The 20,120-nt window shown below is 56.0% G+C and carries 21 protein-coding genes; 12 read left to right on the top strand and 9 right to left on the bottom strand.

What is annotated here, in order from left to right:
* Nucleotides 1-75 precede the first annotated feature (75 nt).
* Genes purB through ENH71_RS12235 form a run of 4 tightly spaced genes read right to left on the bottom strand, consistent with a single transcriptional unit; the run spans nt 76 to nt 3,743 of the window.
* Entirely contained in the window at nt 76-1,443 is a 1,368-nt protein-coding gene (gene purB, locus ENH71_RS12250) for an adenylosuccinate lyase (RefSeq protein WP_294129830.1), read from the bottom strand.
* Nucleotides 1,444-1,493: 50 nt separating this feature from the next.
* Entirely contained in the window at nt 1,494-2,165 is a 672-nt protein-coding gene (gene hflD / locus ENH71_RS12245; protein WP_294129832.1) for a high frequency lysogenization protein HflD, read from the bottom strand.
* Complete coding sequence (gene mnmA, locus ENH71_RS12240) at nt 2,146-3,273, bottom strand: tRNA 2-thiouridine(34) synthase MnmA (RefSeq protein WP_294129834.1); 1,128 nt, start codon at nt 3,271-3,273, stop codon at nt 2,146-2,148. The genes hflD and mnmA overlap by 20 nt, the downstream gene beginning before the upstream one ends.
* Nucleotides 3,270-3,743 carry an NUDIX hydrolase gene (locus ENH71_RS12235; protein ID WP_294129837.1) on the bottom strand — a complete coding sequence of 158 codons (474 nt, stop codon included), beginning with the start codon at nt 3,741-3,743 and terminating at the stop codon, nt 3,270-3,272. The genes mnmA and ENH71_RS12235 overlap by 4 nt, the downstream gene beginning before the upstream one ends.
* A gap of 183 nt (nt 3,744-3,926) precedes the next feature.
* On the opposite strand from ENH71_RS12235, the gene moaC reads away from it, so the two are divergent.
* The 3 genes from moaC to moaE are packed head-to-tail and all read left to right on the top strand — an operon-like array spanning nt 3,927 to nt 5,151.
* A complete protein-coding gene (gene moaC, locus ENH71_RS12230) occupies nt 3,927-4,409 on the top strand; it encodes a cyclic pyranopterin monophosphate synthase MoaC (protein ID WP_294129840.1) in 483 nt (160 codons plus the stop codon).
* A gap of 5 nt (nt 4,410-4,414) precedes the next feature.
* The gene (gene moaD, locus ENH71_RS12225) at nt 4,415-4,666 is read left to right on the top strand and encodes a molybdopterin converting factor subunit 1 (protein WP_294129842.1); all 252 of its coding nucleotides are present in this window, start codon (nt 4,415-4,417) and stop codon (nt 4,664-4,666) included.
* Between the two features lie 2 nt (nt 4,667-4,668).
* Entirely contained in the window at nt 4,669-5,151 is a 483-nt protein-coding gene (gene moaE / locus ENH71_RS12220; protein ID WP_294129844.1) for a molybdopterin synthase catalytic subunit MoaE, read from the top strand.
* A gap of 6 nt (nt 5,152-5,157) precedes the next feature.
* Here the strand turns inward: moaE and ENH71_RS12215 are convergent, their stop codons facing one another.
* Together ENH71_RS12215 and cspD are read right to left on the bottom strand one after the other, a co-directional pair.
* Nucleotides 5,158-5,727, bottom strand: coding sequence for a pseudouridine synthase (locus tag ENH71_RS12215; protein ID WP_294129846.1), 570 nt, complete (start codon nt 5,725-5,727; stop codon nt 5,158-5,160).
* 153 nt (nt 5,728-5,880) lie between these two features.
* Entirely contained in the window at nt 5,881-6,102 is a 222-nt protein-coding gene (gene cspD, locus ENH71_RS12210) for a cold shock domain-containing protein CspD (RefSeq protein WP_294129848.1), read from the bottom strand.
* A gap of 229 nt (nt 6,103-6,331) precedes the next feature.
* On the opposite strand from cspD, the gene clpS reads away from it, so the two are divergent.
* On the top strand, nt 6,332-6,667 hold the full coding sequence (clpS, locus tag ENH71_RS12205) for an ATP-dependent Clp protease adapter ClpS (RefSeq protein WP_294129849.1): 336 nt from the start codon (nt 6,332-6,334) through the stop codon (nt 6,665-6,667).
* 64 nt (nt 6,668-6,731) lie between these two features.
* Nucleotides 6,732-9,044 carry an ATP-dependent Clp protease ATP-binding subunit ClpA gene (clpA, locus tag ENH71_RS12200; RefSeq protein WP_294129851.1) on the top strand — a complete coding sequence of 771 codons (2,313 nt, stop codon included), beginning with the start codon at nt 6,732-6,734 and terminating at the stop codon, nt 9,042-9,044.
* A gap of 77 nt (nt 9,045-9,121) precedes the next feature.
* Here clpA and infA read toward each other — a convergent pair whose 3' ends face one another.
* The 3 genes from infA to trxB form a co-directional block, all read right to left on the bottom strand.
* Entirely contained in the window at nt 9,122-9,340 is a 219-nt protein-coding gene (infA, locus tag ENH71_RS12195) for a translation initiation factor IF-1 (protein ID WP_058021674.1), read from the bottom strand.
* Between the two features lie 68 nt (nt 9,341-9,408).
* A complete protein-coding gene (gene aat, locus ENH71_RS12190) occupies nt 9,409-10,122 on the bottom strand; it encodes a leucyl/phenylalanyl-tRNA--protein transferase (protein ID WP_294129856.1) in 714 nt (237 codons plus the stop codon).
* A 27-nt stretch (nt 10,123-10,149) separates the two neighbouring features.
* Nucleotides 10,150-11,088, bottom strand: coding sequence for a thioredoxin-disulfide reductase (trxB, locus tag ENH71_RS12185; RefSeq protein WP_294129858.1), 939 nt, complete (start codon nt 11,086-11,088; stop codon nt 10,150-10,152).
* 316 nt (nt 11,089-11,404) lie between these two features.
* Between trxB and ENH71_RS12180 the strand changes: the two genes are divergently transcribed.
* From ENH71_RS12180 to ENH71_RS12150, 7 genes are all read left to right on the top strand, one after another.
* Nucleotides 11,405-13,732, top strand: coding sequence for a DNA translocase FtsK (locus ENH71_RS12180; protein ID WP_414704918.1), 2,328 nt, complete (start codon nt 11,405-11,407; stop codon nt 13,730-13,732).
* A 59-nt stretch (nt 13,733-13,791) separates the two neighbouring features.
* On the top strand, nt 13,792-14,487 hold the full coding sequence (gene lolA / locus ENH71_RS12175) for an outer membrane lipoprotein periplasmic chaperone LolA (protein WP_294129859.1): 696 nt from the start codon (nt 13,792-13,794) through the stop codon (nt 14,485-14,487).
* A 4-nt stretch (nt 14,488-14,491) separates the two neighbouring features.
* Nucleotides 14,492-15,856, top strand: coding sequence for a replication-associated recombination protein A (locus ENH71_RS12170; protein ID WP_294130202.1), 1,365 nt, complete (start codon nt 14,492-14,494; stop codon nt 15,854-15,856).
* Nucleotides 15,856-16,230, top strand: a complete 375-nt coding sequence (gene crcB / locus ENH71_RS12165; RefSeq protein WP_317622337.1) for a fluoride efflux transporter CrcB — start codon at nt 15,856-15,858, stop codon at nt 16,228-16,230. The genes ENH71_RS12170 and crcB overlap by 1 nt, the downstream gene beginning before the upstream one ends.
* A 46-nt stretch (nt 16,231-16,276) precedes the next feature.
* Nucleotides 16,277-17,560: a serine--tRNA ligase gene (gene serS, locus ENH71_RS12160; RefSeq protein ID WP_294129863.1), complete on the top strand. Its 1,284-nt coding sequence runs from the start codon at nt 16,277-16,279 to the stop codon at nt 17,558-17,560.
* Between the two features lie 54 nt (nt 17,561-17,614).
* Nucleotides 17,615-19,051, top strand: coding sequence for a siroheme synthase CysG (gene cysG / locus ENH71_RS12155; protein ID WP_294129865.1), 1,437 nt, complete (start codon nt 17,615-17,617; stop codon nt 19,049-19,051).
* Between the two features lie 73 nt (nt 19,052-19,124).
* A complete protein-coding gene (locus ENH71_RS12150; protein ID WP_317622329.1) occupies nt 19,125-20,033 on the top strand; it encodes a cation diffusion facilitator family transporter in 909 nt (302 codons plus the stop codon).
* Nucleotides 20,034-20,120: the final 87 nt, after the last annotated feature.

The raw sequence follows: 20,120 nt of genomic DNA, 5'->3' as shown, positions 1-20,120 counted from the left end.
TCACACAATGCGGTCTGAGTGCAAACAGGTTTGATCAGACAGCTTTGGTAAAATGGTTGTGGATAAATGATTTTGTTAAATCGCCTTGGCCTGCGCTACCGCATTACCGATATAGTTTTCCGGACGCAATGCACGCAGCTCCCGACGTGCGGCTTCCGGTATATCAAGACTGTCGATAAACGTACTCAGCACTTCCGCGTTGATGGTCTGGCCACGGGTCAGCTCTTTAAGTTTTTCGTAAGGTTTCTCCACACCATATCGTCGCATCACGGTCTGGATAGGCTCGGCCAGTATTTCCCAACTGTTATCCAGATCGTCGCGCAGCCGCTGCGGGTTCAGGCTAAGTTTGCTCAGCCCTTTCAGGGTCGCGTGATAAGCGATCAGGCTGTGAGCAAAGCCGGTGCCGACGCTGCGTAAGACGGTAGAGTCGGTAAGATCGCGCTGCCAGCGCGAGATAGGCAGTTTTTCCGCCAGGTGCTGCATGATGGCATTGGCAATACCCAGATTACCTTCGGAGTTCTCAAAATCGATCGGGTTGACCTTGTGCGGCATGGTGGAAGAACCCACTTCGCCGGCGACGGTACGTTGCTTGAAATAGCCCAGGGAAATGTATCCCCATATGTCACGATCCAGGTCGATCAGAATGGTATTGAAACGGCAGCAGGCGGCGAACATTTCCGCAATATAATCATGCGGCTCGATCTGGGTTGTGTACGGATTCCAGTCGAGGCCAAGTTTTTCCACAAAACTTTTCGCATTGGCCTGCCAGTCGATATCAGGGTAGGCCGACAAATGCGCATTGTAGTTGCCCACCGCGCCATTGATCTTGCCCATCACCGGGCTGTCGGCCAGTTGCGACAGTTGCCGTTGCATCCGGTACACCACATTGGCCAGCTCCTTGCCCACAGTTGTGGGTGAGGCGGTTTGACCATGGGTACGTGACAGCATCGGCTGCTCTGCTGTGTCATGGGCCAGTTCGCGCAAGCGATCAAGTAACTGATGCATGACCGGCAACATAACCAGGTCGCGACCATCACGCAGCATCAAGGCATAGGACAGGTTGTTGATGTCTTCCGAGGTGCAGGCGAAATGCACGAATTCGACTTGCTGTTTCAGGTCAGGATGGTCAGCAATCTTTTCCTTGATGAAATACTCAACAGCCTTGACGTCATGATTGGTGGTACTTTCAATCGTCTTGACACGCGCGGCATCGGTTTCGGAAAAATTCTTGATAATGCTTTCCAGCAATTCATTGCCGGCGTCACTGATGGCAGGCGCTTCGCTGATGCCCGGATGTGCCGCCAGTTGCTGCAACCAGCGAATCTCGACAATAACGCGATAGCGAATCAGGGCATATTCGCTGAAGTAGGCGGCCAGAGCCTCGGTTTTGCCGCGGTAGCGACCATCGACTGGGGATATGGCAGTGAGAGTTGATATGCTCATGAGCCTTGATGATTCCTTGCTTGGATGATTGTGATTTAGTTCTGTGCGGCCTAGCTGATCAGCTTGCGTCGGATGCCGCTCAGGGTTTCGCGGATGCGTTTCTTGTAGAAAAACAGGTGCCAGCGTCGACCACCCAACTGGTGCCACAAAAACGCCGAACGGATACCGGCCAGCAACAGGGCGCGTATCTGATCAGCAACGACATGGTCACGCAGATGCTCGGGATTACCGGCGACATGAATGCGGAAACTCAGTTTGCTGATGGTATCCTGGTAGAGTCTGGCAAGCGCCGAACAGTCGGCATGCAGGGCCTGAATGGGCATATCTTCGGGCATCAGTTCAGCGCCGGGGTCGTCCGGAAGCAGGCTGTGTAATCGCTCGCCTATTGCGGCCTGCATGGCTTTTTCGCCCGACAGTCGTTGTTGCAGGACCAACATGCCCAGCATGTATCGCACCACTTCGGCGTTTTCTTTCAGGCCCGCACTGTCAAAACTCTGCTGCAGGGTTTTGATACCTTGATTGAGGTCTGCGATATCAGGATACAGCTGTTGCACGGAATCGGGATTCATCAGGTACACCGGCCGCAGACAGGCCCGCATGGTATGACGGGAGACACTGCCCTCGGTTGCCAGTTCGTGAACCAGTACCGCGCACTGGGCGACGGCGGCCAGCGCGATATTGCGGTATTCCCAATCGGAAAATTCAGCGGTAATACTGCTCAATGACGCCCCCTCCCAAACAGATTTCACCCTGGTAAAACACAATGGCCTGGCCAGGAGTCACCGCACGTTGCGGCTTGTCAAACGTTACCCGGACGTCGTCGTCCTTCGCATTTGCCCCCGGTTCCAGCTCGACCAGACAGTCCTGGTCGGCCTGCCGATAACGGATCTTGGCGGTGCAGCGAAGCGGCAATTCGGGTGCCCGGTGATTAATCCAGGCGACCTGGCTGGCCTGCAGCGCAGAAGAGAACAGGGCAGGGTGCTCACTGCCCTGGGCAACAATCAGACGATTGCGTGTGAGATCTTTACCCACGACATACCAGGGCGCATCATCGTGCGCTCTGAGCCCACCGATGCCAAGTCCCTGACGCTGTCCGTAAGTATGATACATCAGTCCGTGATGCTTGCCGATGATCTCACCGTCGACTGTCTCGATATCTCCGGGCTGAGCCGGCAGATACTTCTGCAAAAAGTCCTTGAATTTGCGTTCGCCGATAAAACAGATTCCGGTGCTGTCTTTTTTGGTGCTGGTAACAAATCCGTGTTCCGATGCCAGTGCACGGACGTCGGGTTTTTCCAGATGTCCGACCGGAAACAGGCTGCGGGCCAGACAATCCTCACTCACCGCGCACAGGAAATAACTTTGATCCTTGTTGTTATCCAGCCCCTTCAACAATCGTGTTTCACCGTTTTCATGGAGGCGTCGCACGTAATGTCCGGTGGCAATATAGTCGGCCCCCAACACCAGAGCATAGTCCAGAAAGGCTTTGAACTTGATTTCCCGATTACACAGAATGTCCGGGTTGGGCGTTCGTCCGGCCTGGTATTCCGCCAGAAAGTGGGCAAAAACCCCGTCCCAGTACTCCGCTGCGAAATTGGCAGTATGCAGCACTATGCCCAGACGATCACACACAGCCTGGGCATCAGCAAGATCCGCTTTGGCGGTGCAGTATTCGGTATCGTCATCTTCTTCCCAGTTCTTCATGAACAGGCCTTCGACCTGATAGCCCTGCTGCAACAGCAGCAGGGCGGCTACAGACGAGTCTACGCCACCGGACATGCCAACAATAACCCGGGTGTCACTGTGCTGTGTGCTGGTTGCGTTGCTCATGTCGCGCTCAGATCCCTGACCAGGCTCAGCGGATAGACCTGACCGCGCAGATAGTCTTCAATAACCACAACCACGGCAGGGCTGCGCAACTGCGCCTGCTGTGCCTGTAAATCGGGCAGGCTGAACCAGTGGGTGCGAATGATGTCACTATCCAGGTCGCGGTCAGCCTCGTGGCGGAGCGCTCGTGCGGCGAAACAATTACGGATATAACAGATTCCATTGGCGGCTGATACGGTCTGGTAAACCCCGATAAATCCGGTCAACTCAACGTGCCACGCGGTTTCTTCCAGCGCTTCACGGACGGCTGCCTGTGCCAGCGATTCGTTAGCCTCCAGATGCCCGGCAGGCTGATTGAACACCACGCGCCCGTCGCTGACTTCTTCAACGATCAGAAATTGCGGCGTTGCAGTCGGGTCAGTGCGTGGTTTTTCAACCACAACGGCGACTGTCTGGTGGGGGTACCAACTCATACGGGCTCTTTTCAGCGTATCCAAAACAGGTTTTGAGGTTTGCACCCGGTGCCATTATGATGCCCGGGCGGGGTCATCAACAGGGCGGGGATTGTACCGGAAAACACCGGAAAATGCCTCCACTTCGTGACCAATAAGGGTGATAATGGCCGCGTTTTTAATAAACCGTAAACAGGGAAGACGATGACTGAATTAACACATCTGGATGCGCAGGGTAACGCCCGCATGGTCGATGTCGGTGGCAAGGCGGTGACATCCCGCATTGCGCTTGCCGCTGCTGAGGTGACGATGGCAGCCGACACGCTGGCGCTGATTGCCGGCCGCGGACACAAAAAGGGCGACGTACTCGCGGTGGCCCGCATCGCAGGTATTCAGGCGGCCAAGAAATGTTCCGACCTGATCCCTTTGTGCCATCCCTTGATGCTGACATCAGTGACCGTGGATTTTGAGTTGGACACGACCGGCAATCGAGTGCTTATCCATGCCAGTTGCGCACTTGATGGCAAGACAGGCGTTGAGATGGAAGCGCTGACAGCGGTGTCGGTGGCCGCACTGACCATATACGATATGTGTAAGGCAGTAGACAAGAACATGGTCATCAGCAATATCCGCGTGCTTGAGAAAAAAGGCGGAAAATCAGGTGATTATCAGAGAAAGGCAGACTAAACATTATGCTTAGCATTCACTATTTTGCCAGTGTGCGGGAAGCACTTGGCCGCGACAGCGAAACCATCGAACAGGCAGCGCAGATCAGTACCGTGGCCGACCTGATTGCCATGCTGAGCGCGCGCGGCGGCGCATGGCCGTTGCTGGAAGATCGCAACCGGATACTTGTCGCGGTCAATCAGGCGGTTGCTGACCGTGATCAGACACTGACAGGGAATGAAGAGATTGCGTTCTTCCCGCCGATGACAGGGGGCTGACAATGGCCACCATGATACGTGTAGATGTGCAGCCGCAGGACTTTGATCTGGCAACGGAGTATGCCTCGGTCCGGGACAAGGCAGACAATCCCGGCGCGGTAACAATTTTCAGCGGCCTGGTGCGTGAGCTGCAGGACAGCGGCAGTGCAGAACAGAGCCTGACACTGGAGCACTACCCGGGCATGACAGAAAAGGCCTTGCAGGACATTGCCGAACAGGCCGCGGATCGCTGGCCGCTGTCTGTGTGTCGCATTATTCATCGCGTGGGAACACTGCAGCCGGGGGATCAGATAGTCCTGGTAGCGACAGCCAGCTCGCACCGGGAAGCAGCGTTTGAGGCGGCTCATTTCATCATGGACTATCTCAAGACGTCGGCGCCGTTCTGGAAGAAGCAGGTCACCGGGACGCAGAATTTCTGGGTCGACAGCCGGACCTCTGATCATGAGGCCGCGGCGCGCTGGCAAAACAAACAGGGCGCGGAATAGCCGATGTCATTGCCACCAGCGTGGGGGCAGGGTGAGGATCCGGTAATCACCCGGCTGCAGATCCCCAAGCTGCCAGTCGCCGATACTCTGACGGATCAGGCGCAAGGTCGGGCAACCGACGGCTGCTGTCATCCTGCGAACCTGCCGATTGCGTCCTTCGTACAAGGTTAGCGCCAGCCAGGATGTTGGAATCAGTTTGCGTTCACGGATGGGTGGCATGCGCGACCAGATTTGCGCATTAACCTCAGGGTCCGACAAGATTTGGGCCCCTGCCGGACGACTGCGCCCATCCTTTAGCTTTACCCCCTGCTGCAGCCTCTGTAGTGCCTCATCTGACACCAGACCTTCGACCTGGGACCAATAGATCTTGCCAAGTTTGTGTTTTGGGTTGCTGATTCGTTGCTGGGTTTCGCCGCAATCGGTCAGCAGCAACAGACCTTCGGAATCCTTGTCCAGTCGTCCCGCCGGATAAAACCCGGGCGCCTGCAGATAGTGGGCGAGGGTTTCCTCGGGCGCAGCACCGGTGAATTGCGACAGCACATTGAATGGTTTATTGAACAGTATGAGTTGCGGCATGTGGCGTATTATAGCTGAATTGGACGTCCTGCATGCACGCCGCTCTTGCAACACCCCGGACAGAATGCAAAACGGCGATAACCACTGTATCTGGTTACCGCCGCCCCTGACGCCGCTATCAGCATCATTAATGCTGCCGTTAGACCCTGAAGCTCAGGCTTGCTGTTGCTGTTCAGCGGGCCTGATATTGGTTGCGTGCAATCCTTTGGGTCCCTGCAGAGTTTCGAATTCAACGGGCTGTCCCGCTTTGAGTGTTTTGTAGCCGTCCATTCCGATAGCTGAATAGTGTGCGAACAGGTCGCTACCACCGTCATCCGGCAGAATGAAACCAAAACCCTTTGCGTTGTTAAACCACTTTACTTGCCCCGTAGCCATTGTAATACTCCGTTCTACGTATAATTTTATTTTAATTGTCGTACACGTCGGGTTCTTTGACCCAAGTGTTATCCTTAACGGTTTTTGCCGTCCCTGTCAAAGCGTATTATTCACCATTTTTGTCTAATTGCAACAGGTTGTAATCACGCAGTACACTAAAGTGGCTTGTGATAACCTGCAACCGTCCCCATATAACACACACGTTAGCCGTGAATTGGTAGTAAACACTATGTCCGACGAGAAGTTTAATAAGCCGGATGATGGCCGCGAAGGCGATCTGGCGACCGCCGCCAGTAAACCCAAACTGGCCAAACCACCGCTGTACAAAGTCCTCATTTTCAATGATGACTACACACCCATGGACTTTGTCGTGGTTATTCTGGTTGAGTTTTTCCATATGCCGACAGAAAAAGCCACTCAGATCATGCTCAAGATCCACACCGAAGGGAAAGCCGTGTGTGGCGTATTCAGCAGGGATGTCGCAGAAACCAAAGCACAGCAGGTCAATGATTTTTCGCGAGAGAACAATCAGCCTTTGCTGTGTCACGTTGAGGTTGATCAGTGAGTTCAGTTGGGCTTATGCTGATTATCAGGCGTTCGTTGATTGTATCGCCGGGGAGAACTAAGCGATGTTAAGTCGGGATTTGGAAGTAACCCTGAACAGTGCTTTTTCCAGCGCTCGTGGCAGGCGTCATGAATACATGACCGTTGAGCATTTACTACTGGCCTTGCTCGATAATGATGTGGCAGTCGATGTGCTGTTGCACTGCGGCGCAGATCTTGCCCGCTTGCGGGCCAATCTGGTGGATTATATCGACAGCACTACACCCGTGGTGCCGGACGAAGAAACCGAGCGCGAAACGCAACCGACACTGGGCTTCCAGCGCGTGCTGCAGCGTGCCGTATTCCATGTGCAGTCTTCCGGTCGCCAGGAGGTCAGCGGCGCCAACGTGCTGGTGGCTATCTTTAGCGAACAGGAAAGTCAGGCTGTGTATCTGCTCGGCCAACAGGACATCGCGCGCCTGGATGTAGTGAACTACATCAGCCATGGTATCAGCCGCCATGCGGCCGGCGACGGCAGTGCGGGAGAGGGCGCCCAGGAAGGCCAGCAGCAGGAAGGTATTGACGGCGACGAAGACCATGCCGGATCTGCCAGCGCGCTGGAAACCTATGCCACCAACCTCAACGAAATGGCGCGCCAGGGTAAAATTGACCCGCTGATCGGACGCGAAAAGGAAGTGACCCGCGTTATCCAGGTGTTGTGCCGTCGGCGCAAGAACAACCCGTTGCTGGTCGGTGAATCCGGCGTCGGCAAGACTGCGGTTATCGAGGGCCTGGCGCGTCTGATCGTGGAAGATCAGGTGCCGGATATATTAAAAGGCAGTGTCATCTATTCGCTGGACCTGGGTGCGCTGCTGGCTGGCACCAAGTACCGTGGTGATTTCGAAAAACGCTTCAAGACCTTGCTGGCTGAGCTGAAGAAGAAGCCTGAGTCCGTGCTTTTTATTGATGAAATTCACACCATCATTGGTGCCGGCGCGGCTTCCGGGGGTGTCATGGATGCCTCCAACCTGCTCAAACCTATCCTCACGTCAGGCGATTTGCGTTGCGTCGGATCGACCACGTATCAGGAATATCGCGGTATCTTTGAGAAAGATCGCGCCTTATCGCGTCGTTTCCAGAAAATTGATGTGGAAGAGCCTGATGTCGAAACCACCTATAAGATTCTCAAAGGCCTGAAGTCACGCTTTGAAGAGCATCATAAATTGCGTTACAGCGATAATGCGTTGCGCGCCGCCTCGGAGCTGGCAGGTCGTTATATCAATGACAGGTTCATGCCAGACAAGGCCATCGATGTCATTGACGAAGCCGGTGCATGGCAACGCCTGTTGCCCGAAAGCCGCCGCAAGAAACTGATTCAGGCGACGGACATGGAAAAGGTGGTGGCCTCCATCGCCCGAATTCCGCCGCAACATGTCACCAGCTCCGACGTGGAGAATCTGAAAACCCTGGAAGCCAACCTGAAAATGGTCGTGTTTGGCCAGGATGAAGCCATCGGTTCACTGGCGACAGCCATCAAACTGTCGCGTGCCGGCCTGAACACCCCGGACAAACCCATTGGTTCCTATCTGTTCTCGGGGCCGACGGGTGTCGGTAAAACCGAGGTCAGTCGTCAGCTTGCCCGCATCATGGGCATTGAACTGCTGCGCTTTGATATGTCGGAATATATGGAGCGTCATACAGTGTCGCGCCTGATCGGGGCGCCACCTGGTTACGTCGGCTTTGATCAGGGCGGCCTGCTGACCGAGGCGGTCAATAAACATCCGCATTGTGTATTGCTGCTCGATGAGATCGAAAAAGCGCATCCGGACGTGTTTAATATTCTGCTTCAGGTTATGGATCATGGCACGCTGACCGATAACAACGGGCGTAAAGCGGATTTCCGTAATGTCATCCTGATCATGACCACCAACGCCGGCGCGCAGGAGATGTCGCGAGCGTCCATTGGTTTCACGCACCAGGATCACAGCACTGACGGTATGGAAGTCATCAAAAAGAGCTTCACCCCGGAATTCCGCAACCGGCTTGATGCGGTGGTGCAATTCGGTCCGCTTAACGTGGAAACCATCCGTACAGTGGTGGACAAGTTCCTGGTTGAACTGCAGGTACAGCTCGACAGTAAGAAAGTGACATTGCACGTGGACGAAAGTGCGCGCGAGTGGTTTGCCGAGCACGGTTACAGTCCGGCTATGGGCGCACGCCCCATGGGCCGTCTGATTCAGGAAAAACTGAAGAAGGCACTGGCCGAGGAAATTCTGTTTGGCCGACTGAGCAACGGCGGTGAAGCTATGGTCTCCATCCGCAACAACGAGGTCGAGCTGGAGATTCGCAGCAAGGCGGAGAAAGCGGAAGGTAAGGAGCTGAGTTCAGCGGATAGCTGAACTCGCTGATGCCCGGTTCAGTCGAGAGTCGGCTGAACCAGCGTCAGTCACGGCCTGGCTGGCACTACCGTGGGGAATTAGCGGGCGCGATAGGTGATACGGCCCTTGGTCAGGTCGTATGGTGTCAGTTCCACTTTTACCATGTCGCCGGTAAGAATACGGATGTAGTTCTTACGCATTTTGCCGGAGATGTGTGCGGTCACAATATGACCGTTTTCCAGTTTTACACGGAACATGGTGTTGGGAAGGGTGTCTACCACTTCGCCTTCCATCTCTATCTGGTCTTCTTTAGCCATCTAAAAGAATATCTCACTGCGAAAAATAAGCGCGTATTTTGCCTGATATACGCTAATTTGGCAAAGCATTAGTGTTTTTTCAGCACGTTATTGTCAAATGTCCACTGTCCTGGTTGCGTTTCATCGTCACGCCAGCGTTGCAAAACGTCCTGGAATTCAGCTCGCGACATTTCGCACGCACCCAGGCTTTGCAAGTGATCAGTGGGCATCTGGCAATCAATCAGGGCAAACTCCCATTGCTGCAATTGCCTGGCCAGCGCCACAAAAGCGATTTTTGAGGTACTGGCCGCCAGACTGAACATGGATTCACCAAAAAACAGTTTCCCCATCGCGATACCGTACAGACCACCGACCAGCCGATCAGCCTGCCAGACCTCAACTGAATGGGCATGTCCCAGACGATGCAACTCCCTATAGGCAGCCTGCATTTCCTCTGTGATCCAGGTGCCTTCCCGGTCAGCGCGCAGGCCCGCGCAATGGCCGATGACATCGGCAAACGCGGTATCCATGGTAATACGATAACGATCCTGTCGGATCAGCTTGGCCAGACTGCGCGAGACATGAACAGCATCGGGTGGCAATACCATACGGGGATCCGGTGACCACCACAAAATCGGGCTGTCATCGTCATACCATGGAAAAATGCCGCGCGCATAGGCCGCCAGCAGGCGATCCGGACGCAGATCACCGCCGGCGGCAAGCAGCCCCGGCGGATCGTCGAAGGCCTGGTCAACGGGCGGGAAGTGCAGGCTGTCCGTACCTAACCAGGTGATGGTTTTCATGTAAAGCCGATGCCGATAAAGGGACGTTTACTGATCCAGAAACTTCTCGGCATCAAGCGCCGCCATACAACCGAAGCCGGCCGAGGTGATCGCCTGCCGATAGACGTGGTCTGCAATATCACCGGCTGCAAAAACACCGGCAACACTGGTCTGCGTCGCATTGCCGTCAGTGCCACTGTGAATCTTCAGGTAGCCGTCTTTCATGTCGAGCTGGCCATCAAAGATGTCCGAGTTGGGCTTGTGCCCGATCGCGATAAAAACACCGTCCACGGTCAGACTTTGTGTCGAGCCGTCCTTGGTGCCGACGATATCAATACCGGTCACGCCCATATCATCGCCTTTGACTTCACTCAGCGTGTGATCCCAGACGATCGTGATGTTTTCGCGCGCAAACAGCTTGTCTTGCAGAATTTTTTCAGCGCGCAGGCTGTCGCGGCGGTGCACCAGTGTCACCTGGGACGCGATATTGGACAGATACAACGCTTCCTCCACCGCGGTGTTACCACCACCGATGACCGCAACCGGCTTGTTGCGATAGAAAAAACCGTCGCAGGTCGCGCAGGCACTGACGCCTTTGCCCATGAATGCTGATTCCGAGGGCAGGCCCAGGTACTGTGCTGACGCGCCAGTGGCAATGATCAGAGCGTCGCAGCTGAACACACCGCTGTCGCCGTGCAGGATGAAGGGACGCTGCCCCAGCTCGACCTTGTTGATGTGGTCAAACACAACCTGTGTATTGAAGCGCTCGGCATGCTCTTTCATGCGCTCCATCAACGCCGGCCCTTGCAGGCCCTCGACATCGCCTGGCCAGTTGTCGACATCTGTTGTGGTGGTCAACTGCCCGCCCTGAACGATCCCGGTAATCAACACCGGATTGAGATTGGCGCGGGCGGCGTAAACAGCGGCAGTGTATCCGGCCGGACCGGACCCCAGGATTATCAGGCGATGGTGTGCAGGTGCGCTCATAGATTGATGTTTCCCCGTGCAAGCGTAAAACGTGACAAATGGATGCGCAGACGCCTTCAGTGGCGACGCAAGCGCGGCATTATACAATCAATAGCGGCGGGGTGCTTGATTATCAAGCTGTGATCAGGGATACAGTCAAGGCCTGGCGCAATGTGATATTCTCAACATCAGGTGTCCAGCGGCTCAGGGTCAACCATCGGGCAGGATTGACTGTCATGCGGAACGCCATTGTTTGACTGACCGCTCAAATCCATTATGATAGCGCTCACTTACCTTGAAAAAGATTTAGATTAACTACGCAGGCGACTGATAAATTTTGAAAAATGCGTCGAAACAAAAAGCGGTAACGGATGACCGGCTACGAAGCCTGTCGCAACGTATCATGCGTGAAGGGGCATTGATCAGCGCGTTTTTGCTGGGTGTGGTGCTGTTGGTGGCGCTGCTCAGCTACTCACCGCAGGATCCTGGTTTCACCACCACCGGTTCCGGTGATCCGGTAGAAAATGCCATCGGTAATATGGGCGCATGGCTGGCCGATGTACTCCTGCACATGTTCGGCTATTTCGCCTATATTTTCCCGCTGGCGCTTGGCTTCAAGGTGTTCACCCTGTTCCGGGACTCCGCCCGTGATCGTGAATTTTCCTGGATGGTGGTATCGCTCAAGGCCATGGGCATTGTGCTACTGGTGATCGGTGCCTGTACGCTCGCGACCCTGCATTTCTCTATTCCCGAGGACAGCACCTGGCCTGCCGGCGGACTTATCGGCTCCGCCATGGCTGATGCCAGCGTGCCCGTTCTGGCCGTGTTCGGCAGCACGCTGGTGTACCTGAGCATTTTCCTGTTTGGTCTCACCGTCACCTTTGAAATCTCCTGGCTGAAAGTGGTGGACCGCATTGGCTATCTGACCATGAATGGCGCCACGCTGGCGACCGAGGCACTACGCGCATGGCAGGAAAAGCGCGCAGAGGACACCAAAGTGCGCCAGGGTGTGGAAAAACGCAAAAAAGCGCTGGATGTGCGTATCGAGAAAGACAAGAAGCGCACACCGCCGCGCATTGAGCCGGTGATCAGCACCCCTCCACAACGCAGTCAACGGGTCGAAAAAGAGCGGCAAACCAAGTTGTTCACGGATAGCGCACCGGGTGATCTGCCTGCCGTCAGTCTGCTGGACGAGCACAAGAACCCCGGCAATAAAGGTTACTCAACCGAGTCACTGGAAGCCATGTCCAAACTCCTGGAGCTCAAGCTGCAGGACTTTGGCATCGAAATCGAAGTCACCGCAGTCAACCCGGGGCCGGTCATTACCCGCTTTGAAGTGCAGCCTGCGCCCGGCATCAAGGCCAGCCGCATTACCGGCCTGGGTCGGGATCTGGCGCGTTCACTGGCCGTGGTCAGCGTCCGGGTGGTCGAAGTCATCCCGGGCAAAACCGTTATCGGCATAGAGATCCCCAATGAACATCGCGAAATGATCATGCTCAGCCAGGTGCTGGCATCGCCTGAGTTCGACAAGGCGCAATCGGCGCTGAGTATGGCGCTGGGACACGATATTGTCGGCAAACCGGTGATTGTGGACCTGGCCAAGATGCCGCATTTGCTGGTGGCAGGGACCACCGGCTCGGGCAAATCGGTGGGTATCAACGCCATGATCCTGAGCCTGTTGTACAAGTCCACACCCGAACACGTCCGCATGATCATGATCGATCCGAAAATGCTGGAACTGTCTGTGTACGATGGTATTCCGCATCTGTTGACGCCGGTGGTAACGGACATGAAGGACGCTGCCAACGCCTTGCGCTGGAGTGTTGCGGAGATGGAACGGCGTTACAAACTGATGTCAGCATTGGGTGTGCGCAACCTGGCCGGCTATAACAAGAAGGTACAGGACGCGATCAAGGCAGGTGAGCCCATCATCGATCCCATCTGGCGCCCGGACCCGATGGCATTGCAGGACGATCAGGAAGCCCCTCCGCTGGAAGAGTTGCCCAACATTGTTGTGGTGGTCGATGAGCTTGCCGACATGATGATGGTGGTGGGCAAAAAAGTTGAGGAACTCATCGCCCGCATCGCACAAAAGGCGCGTGCCGCCGGTATTCACCTTATTCTTGCCACCCAGCGCCCCTCGGTGGATGTACTGACCGGTCTGATCAAAGCCAATATCCCCACGCGGTTGTCATTCATGGTGCAGTCCAAGGTCGACTCGCGCACGATTCTGGGTGAAGGCGGCGCCGAGCAGTTGCTGGGCAATGGTGACATGCTGTTTCTGCCGCCCGGTGGTGGCATCGCCAAACGTGTTCATGGTGCCTTTGTCAGCGATGAGGAAGTACATCGGGTGGTGGCAGACTGGAAGTCACGCGGTGAACCTGTATATATCGAGGAAATCACCCAGGGCGTTGAAGAGCGCGATATGAACATGGGCGGTGGTGGCAGCAGTGACGGCGCCGAGGAAGATGATGCGCTTTACGATGAGGCTGTCGCTTTCGTCTGTGAATCACGCAAGGCGTCGATTTCTGCGGTGCAACGCAAACTGCGTATCGGTTATAACCGTGCCGCCCGAATGATTGAAGCCATGGAGGCGGCCGGTGTGGTTACGGAAATGGGCACCAATGGCAGCCGGGAGGTGCTGGCACCACCGCCGCCGCGTTAAGCCCCGGTTAACCCGATTGCGCTTAGACTTACCGAAACTCAATGTGAAAAGGACTGCCAGTGAAACCCTATCTTCTGTTCTGTGTGCTCAGCCTCAGTCTGGCGGCGACCCCGACCTTGCTGGCGCCGCGCGCCAGTGCTGCGGCGCAAGAGACAGTGACTGCAGTCGAGCGCCTGTCTGGCCTGCTTGCTGATCTGAATACATTGCGTGCCGATGTCAGACAGCTCATTACCGAGTCCAGCGGCGGCGTGCTGGAAGAAAGTGACATTCTGTTCATGCTCAAGCGGCCTCACGGTTTCTATTGGGAAACCCAGGCACCTTTCCCGGAGCTCATTGTCACCGATGGCGCCACCTTGTGGAATTACCAGCCCGACTTGCTGCAGTTGACCATTGAAGACTGGAACCCCGATGAATCAGAGCTGGCGGCGCAACTGCTGGGCGGTGAAACCGACGCTATCGCTGACCAGTACAGCATCGACGCGGTGCCGGTGTCCGACAATGACTGGGAGTTTGTGTTGCGTCCGCTGGATCCGGGCAGTCTTTATGAGCGCGTAATGCTGTATTTCGTGGACGGCCTGCTGGAATCCATCCTGCTGATTAATACCAATGGGCAACGCACCCTGTGGGAGTTCTATAACCGGCAGGTCAATGAACCCATCGAAGACACTGTGTTCACTTTCGAAGCACCTGAAGATGACTTTCTGGATGTCATCGACAACCGTTCGCCAGACACTGATGAAACAGACCAGCTTTGACGACATGACCAGTGCCACGGCGGAAGCAGAACAGGCACCGCTGCAGTCCCAGCCCTTGGCCGCCCGCATGCGCCCGCGCTCGCTGGATGAGTATATCGGGCAATCACATATTCTGGGCCCCGGTAAACCGCTGCGGGAGGCAATCAGTCGCGGTCTGCCGCATTCAATGATCCTGTGGGGCCCGCCGGGTACCGGTAAAACGACATTGGCACGTATGGTGGCGATCGCCAGCGACGCCAGTTTTGAAAGCATTTCCGCGGTGCTGTCCGGCGTCAAGGAAATACGGGCCGCCGTCGAACGCGCCAAACAGCGCAAACAGTACAACGGGCAGGCCACCATCCTGTTCGTGGATGAGGTACACCGCTTCAATAAGAGCCAGCAGGATGCATTTCTGCCACATATTGAAGACGGCACGCTGATATTTGTCGGCGCCACCACCGAAAATCCCTCGTTTGAACTCAACAATGCACTTTTGTCGCGTGCACGCGTTTATGTCCTGAAAAGCCTGACTGATGCGGAACTGATGGAAGTACTGACGCAGGCCTGTGAAGACCCCCTCCGGGGACTCGGGCAGCGTCAGTTGCAGCTTGATGCCAACGCTCTGGACCGCCTGGCAGCGGCCGCTGACGGCGACGCCCGAAAATCTCTCAACCTGCTGGAGATTGCTGCCGATCTGGTGGCCGATGGTGAAGCTATCGGCGATGACATTCTGGAGCAGGTGTTGTTTGGCAGTCCGCGTCGCTTTGACAAGGGTGGCGACCTGTTCTACGACCAGATATCAGCCCTGCACAAGGCGGTGCGTGGCTCTTCGCCGGATGCAGCGCTGTACTGGTTAATACGCATGCTGGATGGCGGCTGTGACCCTTTGTACGTTGCCCGCCGGGTTGTGCGCATGGCCAGTGAAGATATTGGCAATGCCGATCCGCGCTGCCTGCAGATGGCCCTGTCGGCGTGGGATGCGCTGACCCGCCTGGGCAGCCCGGAAGGTGAACTGGTGCTCGCTCATGCGGTCATTTATCTGGCATGTGCGCCCAAGAGTAATGCGGTGTATATGGCCTTCAATGCCGCCAGGGCCGATGTCGCCCGCCAGCCCTCGCACGAAGTACCGCTGCACTTGCGCAACGCCGCTACCGCCCTGATGAAAGATCTGGCATATGGCGCCGAGTATCGCTACGCGCACGACGAAGAGGGTGCCTACGCCGCCGGCGAGAACTACTTCCCCGACGCACTGAAGGACACGCGTTATTATCATCCGGGCGACAATGGCCTTGAACAAAAAATCAGCGAGAAACTGCAGTGGCTGCGACAGCGCGACGCCGCCAGTCCGGTTAAACGCTATCCGGCTAAAGATGCCGGAGGCAAGGCGTGATGACTTACCTGGCCATCGCCCTGGGTGGCGCCATTGGCGCGATGTCGCGATACGGACTGATGAACCTTGTCGCCGGCGCGTTGGGCAACCGGCTGCCATGGGGCACGTTGTTGGTCAACATCAGCGGATCTTTGCTGATTGGCGTGCTCTATGTACTGATCAGCGAAAAATTGCTGCTGTCCAGTGAAGCGAGAGCATTGCTCATCGTCGGTTTTCTGGGTGCCTTCACCACGTTTTCGACCTTCTCACTGGATACCGTACTGCTGATTCAGCAGGGCTGGCTGGCACAGGCTGTCGCTTACATGCTGGCCAGCGTCATGATTTGTGTGCTGGCAACGTGGCTTGGCATGGCACTCGCGCGCCTGCTGGCGTAAAATTGCCCGCAATTGTCTACCTAAACCGAATAAGGACGTCAACGCCATGCTAGATCCACGCCTGTTAAAAACCGATCCCGATCATCTGGTCGCTGCCCTGGCCAAGCGCGGTGTGTCCGTCGATCTGAGTCAGTTTCTGGCACTGGACGAGCAGCGCAAGCGCCTGCAGCAGGAAACCGAGCAACTGCAGAATGAGCGCAACACCCGGGCCAAAACTATCGGCAAAGCCAAGGCCGCCGGCGAAGACGTGGCTCCGTTGCTGGCCGAAGTCAGTGGCCTGGGTGACAAACTGGATGCCGCCAAAACCGCGCTGGCGGATGTGCAGCAAGCTTTCAATGACGCCTGGATACAGTTACCCAACCTGCCGCAGGAATGCGTGCCGGCTGGCAAGGACGAAAAGGACAATGTCGAGCTGCGCCGCTGGGGTACACCAACAGCGATGAACTTCAAGCCGCGTGATCACGTAGAGCTGGGTGAGCATGAAGCCACTACTGGCCTGGCCATGGACTTTGCCGCTGCCACCAAATTGACCGGCAGCCGCTTTGTGGTAATGCGTGGTCGCATGGCGCGCCTGCACCGCGCGCTGATTCAGTTCATGCTGGATCAGCACACCCAGCAGCACGGTTACGAAGAAGTCTATGTGCCGTATATCGTCAATAGCGATTCGCTGATGGGTACCGGCCAGTTGCCCAAGTTTGCCGAGGATCTGTTTCATCTGGAAGGAGAGCAGGATTATTACCTGATCCCGACCGCAGAAGTACCGGTCACCAACCTGGTACGTGACGAGATTATCGCGGCAGAAAAAATGCCGCTGAAACTGGTTTGTCATACGCCCTGTTTCCGCAGCGAAGCCGGCAGCTATGGTCGCGATACCCGCGGCATGATCCGTCAGCACCAGTTTGAAAAAGTGGAACTGGTACAAATGGTTCGGCCACAGGACTCCGATGCCGCGCTGGAAGAACTGACCGGCCACGCTGAGCGCATTCTGCAATTACTGGAGCTGCCTTACCGCACCATGCAACTGTGTGGCGGCGACATGGGCGCCAGTGCTGCGCGCACGCTGGACCTTGAGGTCTGGCTGCCGTCACAGGACTGTTATCGCGAAATTTCTTCCTGCAGCACATTCGAAGATTACCAGGCACGCCGCATGCAGGCGCGCTGGCGTAATCCGGAAACCGGCAAACCAGAGCTGCTGCATACCCTGAATGGCTCCGGTCTGGCCATCGGTCGCACTCTGGTGGCGATCATGGAGAATTACCAACAGGAAGACGGTACTGTGCACATACCTGCCGTGTTGGTGCCATACATGGGTGGCGTCACTACTCTGTAGAACGCAACCTGACACAGACTTGCAGCAAAGCAACACAGGACAGGACAACAGGTCATGGATTATCTTCCGGTCTTTATGAACGTGCGCGGCCAGCGCTGTCTGTTGGTCGGAGCAGGCGAGGTGGCCAGTCGCAAGGCTGCCTTGCTGGTGCGCACCGGTGCCACACTGATTGTGGTCGCCCCCTGGGTCAGTGACGCCGTTCGTGAACTGGTAAAAGAACACGGCGGCGAAATTCACGAACGCGGATTTGCAGATGGCGACCTGGATGATGTGGTACTCGCCGTTGCCGCCACCGACAATGACGACGTTAACAAACGCGTGTCGGTGCTGGCCCGTGAACGCAAACTGCCTGTTAATGTCGTTGACCAGACCGAGCTGTGCAGTTTCATTGTGCCGGCCATTGTTGATCGCTCCCCGGTCGTGGTGGCGATTTCTACCGGTGGCAGTTCTCCGGTACTGACCCGGCAGCTCAAGGAAAAAATCGACATTATGCTGCCAGCGGCATACGGTCGGCTGGCTTTTGTGCTGGGCACTCTGCGTGAGCGTGTCAAACAGGGCGTCCGGGACTTCGCTCGGCGCACGCGATTCTGGGAAAAACTGTTAGCCGGGCCCATGCCCGAACTGATGCTGGCAGGCCGTGAGCAGGAAGCCATGCAGTTGTTTGAGGCCAGCCTGGCAGACGCTGATAATCAAAGCCTGCAGGGCGAAGTCTACCTCGTCGGCGCAGGCCCCGGCGACCCGGATTTGTTAACACTCAAAGCCTTGCGCCTGATGTATGCCGCCGATGTGGTGTTGTACGACCGGCTGGTGTCACCCGAGATCATGAAACGTGTGCGGCCGGACGCTGAACGTATCTTTGTGGGTAAAGAGGCCAAGCATCATCCGGTGCCGCAGGAGCAGATCAATGAGTTGCTGGTGCGTCTGACGCGTGAGGGCAAAAAGGTGCTGCGCCTGAAAGGTGGTGATCCGTTTATTTTCGGCCGCGGCGGCGAAGAGATTGATAAGCTTGCCGCTGCCGGCTTGCCGTTTCAGGTGGTGCCTGGTGTCACAGCAGCATCGGGCTGTGCCGCCTACGCTGGCATTCCACTGACGCATCGGGACTATTCACAGTCGGTGCGTTTTGTCACCGGCCATATGAAAAACAATTTACCCGACCTGGACTGGCCGGTGCTGGCCAGGGAAGAGCAGACCCTGGTGATTTACATGGGTCTGATTACTCTGGCAGTGATTTGTGAACAACTTCAGGCCTATGGCATGAGCAGTGCGATGCCAGTAGGGATCGTGGAGCAGGGCACCTTGCCACAACAGCGTGTTGTCACCGGCACCCTGCAGGACATTGCGGAAAAGGTTGAAGCAGCGCAGTTAAAAGCACCCGCCATTATCATCATCGGGCAAGTGGTCAAACTGCATCGTCAGTTATCATGGTTTAACCCCGACGCCGGGGAGATAGGCTCGACTGCCCAGAAAAGCCAAAAACCTGAAGAGCGGTGATTGTTCTGTCCCCGGTGCTGAATTGCCGGGGCCAGGTCCTTGCTAAACCAGCGAACCAGCCGAGGTGTACGCAGTGGGTCACGAACACGATGACATGTCTCCCGAATCGAAGGACAAGCGCGTTGCCATCGCCATCTGGGCCAATGCCATTCTGACCCTGGCGCAGATCGCGGGCGGCATCTTTGCCGGCAGCCTGGCTCTGATCGCCGACGCCCTGCACAACTTTTCAGATATGGCGTCACTGGTTATCGCATTCGCTGCCCGGAAAATCTCGCGCCGTCCCGCTGACGCCAGTATGACCTTTGGCTACAAGCGAATTGAGGTGGTTGCGGCCCTCATCAACTACACGACCCTGATCATTGTCGGTTTCTACCTGATCTATGAAGGCGGAATGCGGCTCATTGATCCGCCACAAATCAAAGGCTGGTGGGTCGTCTGGCTGGGCGCTATTGCATTGGCCGTCGATACACTCACAGCCTTGCTCACGTACTCAATGCAGAAAGACAGCGTCAACATTCGCGCGCTGTTCCTGCACAATCTTTCCGATGCACTCGCGTCCGTCGCCGTAATCACCGGCGGTGCTCTTATTCTGCTCTACGACCTGCGCTGGGTCGATCCTGCCATCACCATCGGCATTGCAGGCTATATTCTCTACCTGGGCCTGACAGAAATCGGGGGAACCATCAAAACACTGATGCTGGGCAGTCCCTTGAATATTGATACCGATGCCGTCATTCTGGCGCTGAAGGGAATCGACGGCGTTATTGATGTTCATCATGTGCATTGTTGGCAGATGGATGAGCATGAGGCCTCGCTGGACGCCCATGTGGTCATCGACACCGGCGCCTGGGATCAGTTTGAGGATATCAAGCACAGAATAAAGATGGTTTTGCAGGCGGACTTCGCTATACGTCACTCGACACTGGAATTTGAACACCCGGACCACAGGCACCGCGATGCCGAGATTTATGGACACGGATAAATAGCACTTGCGGAGCTAAAAAATACTGCAACTAAAACAGATTAGCAGCAGCGGCGTAGCTGTCATCTAAGCTGACGGGGAATTCAC

The organism is Pseudohongiella sp. (assembly GCF_011050365.1).
Classification (GTDB): Bacteria; Pseudomonadota; Gammaproteobacteria; order Pseudomonadales; family Pseudohongiellaceae; genus Pseudohongiella.
This window is presented reverse-complemented; position numbering and strand designations above follow the sequence as displayed.

Coding starts and splice junctions, on each gene's coding strand:
- purB (WP_294129830.1), bottom strand. CDS start 1,443: ATGAGCATATCAACTCTCACTGCCATATCCCCAGTCGATGGTCGCTAC.
- mnmA (WP_294129834.1), bottom strand. CDS start 3,273: ATGAGCAACGCAACCAGCACACAGCACAGTGACACCCGGGTTATTGTT.
- ENH71_RS12235 (WP_294129837.1), bottom strand. CDS start 3,743: ATGAGTTGGTACCCCCACCAGACAGTCGCCGTTGTGGTTGAAAAACCA.
- moaC (WP_294129840.1), top strand. CDS start 3,927: ATGACTGAATTAACACATCTGGATGCGCAGGGTAACGCCCGCATGGTC.
- moaD (WP_294129842.1), top strand. CDS start 4,415: ATGCTTAGCATTCACTATTTTGCCAGTGTGCGGGAAGCACTTGGCCGC.
- moaE (WP_294129844.1), top strand. CDS start 4,669: ATGGCCACCATGATACGTGTAGATGTGCAGCCGCAGGACTTTGATCTG.
- ENH71_RS12215 (WP_294129846.1), bottom strand. CDS start 5,727: ATGCCGCAACTCATACTGTTCAATAAACCATTCAATGTGCTGTCGCAA.
- cspD (WP_294129848.1), bottom strand. CDS start 6,102: ATGGCTACGGGGCAAGTAAAGTGGTTTAACAACGCAAAGGGTTTTGGT.
- clpS (WP_294129849.1), top strand. CDS start 6,332: ATGTCCGACGAGAAGTTTAATAAGCCGGATGATGGCCGCGAAGGCGAT.
- clpA (WP_294129851.1), top strand. CDS start 6,732: ATGTTAAGTCGGGATTTGGAAGTAACCCTGAACAGTGCTTTTTCCAGC.
- infA (WP_058021674.1), bottom strand. CDS start 9,340: ATGGCTAAAGAAGACCAGATAGAGATGGAAGGCGAAGTGGTAGACACC.
- aat (WP_294129856.1), bottom strand. CDS start 10,122: ATGAAAACCATCACCTGGTTAGGTACGGACAGCCTGCACTTCCCGCCC.
- trxB (WP_294129858.1), bottom strand. CDS start 11,088: ATGAGCGCACCTGCACACCATCGCCTGATAATCCTGGGGTCCGGTCCG.
- ENH71_RS12170 (WP_294130202.1), top strand. CDS start 14,492: ATGACCAGTGCCACGGCGGAAGCAGAACAGGCACCGCTGCAGTCCCAG.
- crcB (WP_317622337.1), top strand. CDS start 15,856: ATGACTTACCTGGCCATCGCCCTGGGTGGCGCCATTGGCGCGATGTCG.
- serS (WP_294129863.1), top strand. CDS start 16,277: ATGCTAGATCCACGCCTGTTAAAAACCGATCCCGATCATCTGGTCGCT.
- cysG (WP_294129865.1), top strand. CDS start 17,615: ATGGATTATCTTCCGGTCTTTATGAACGTGCGCGGCCAGCGCTGTCTG.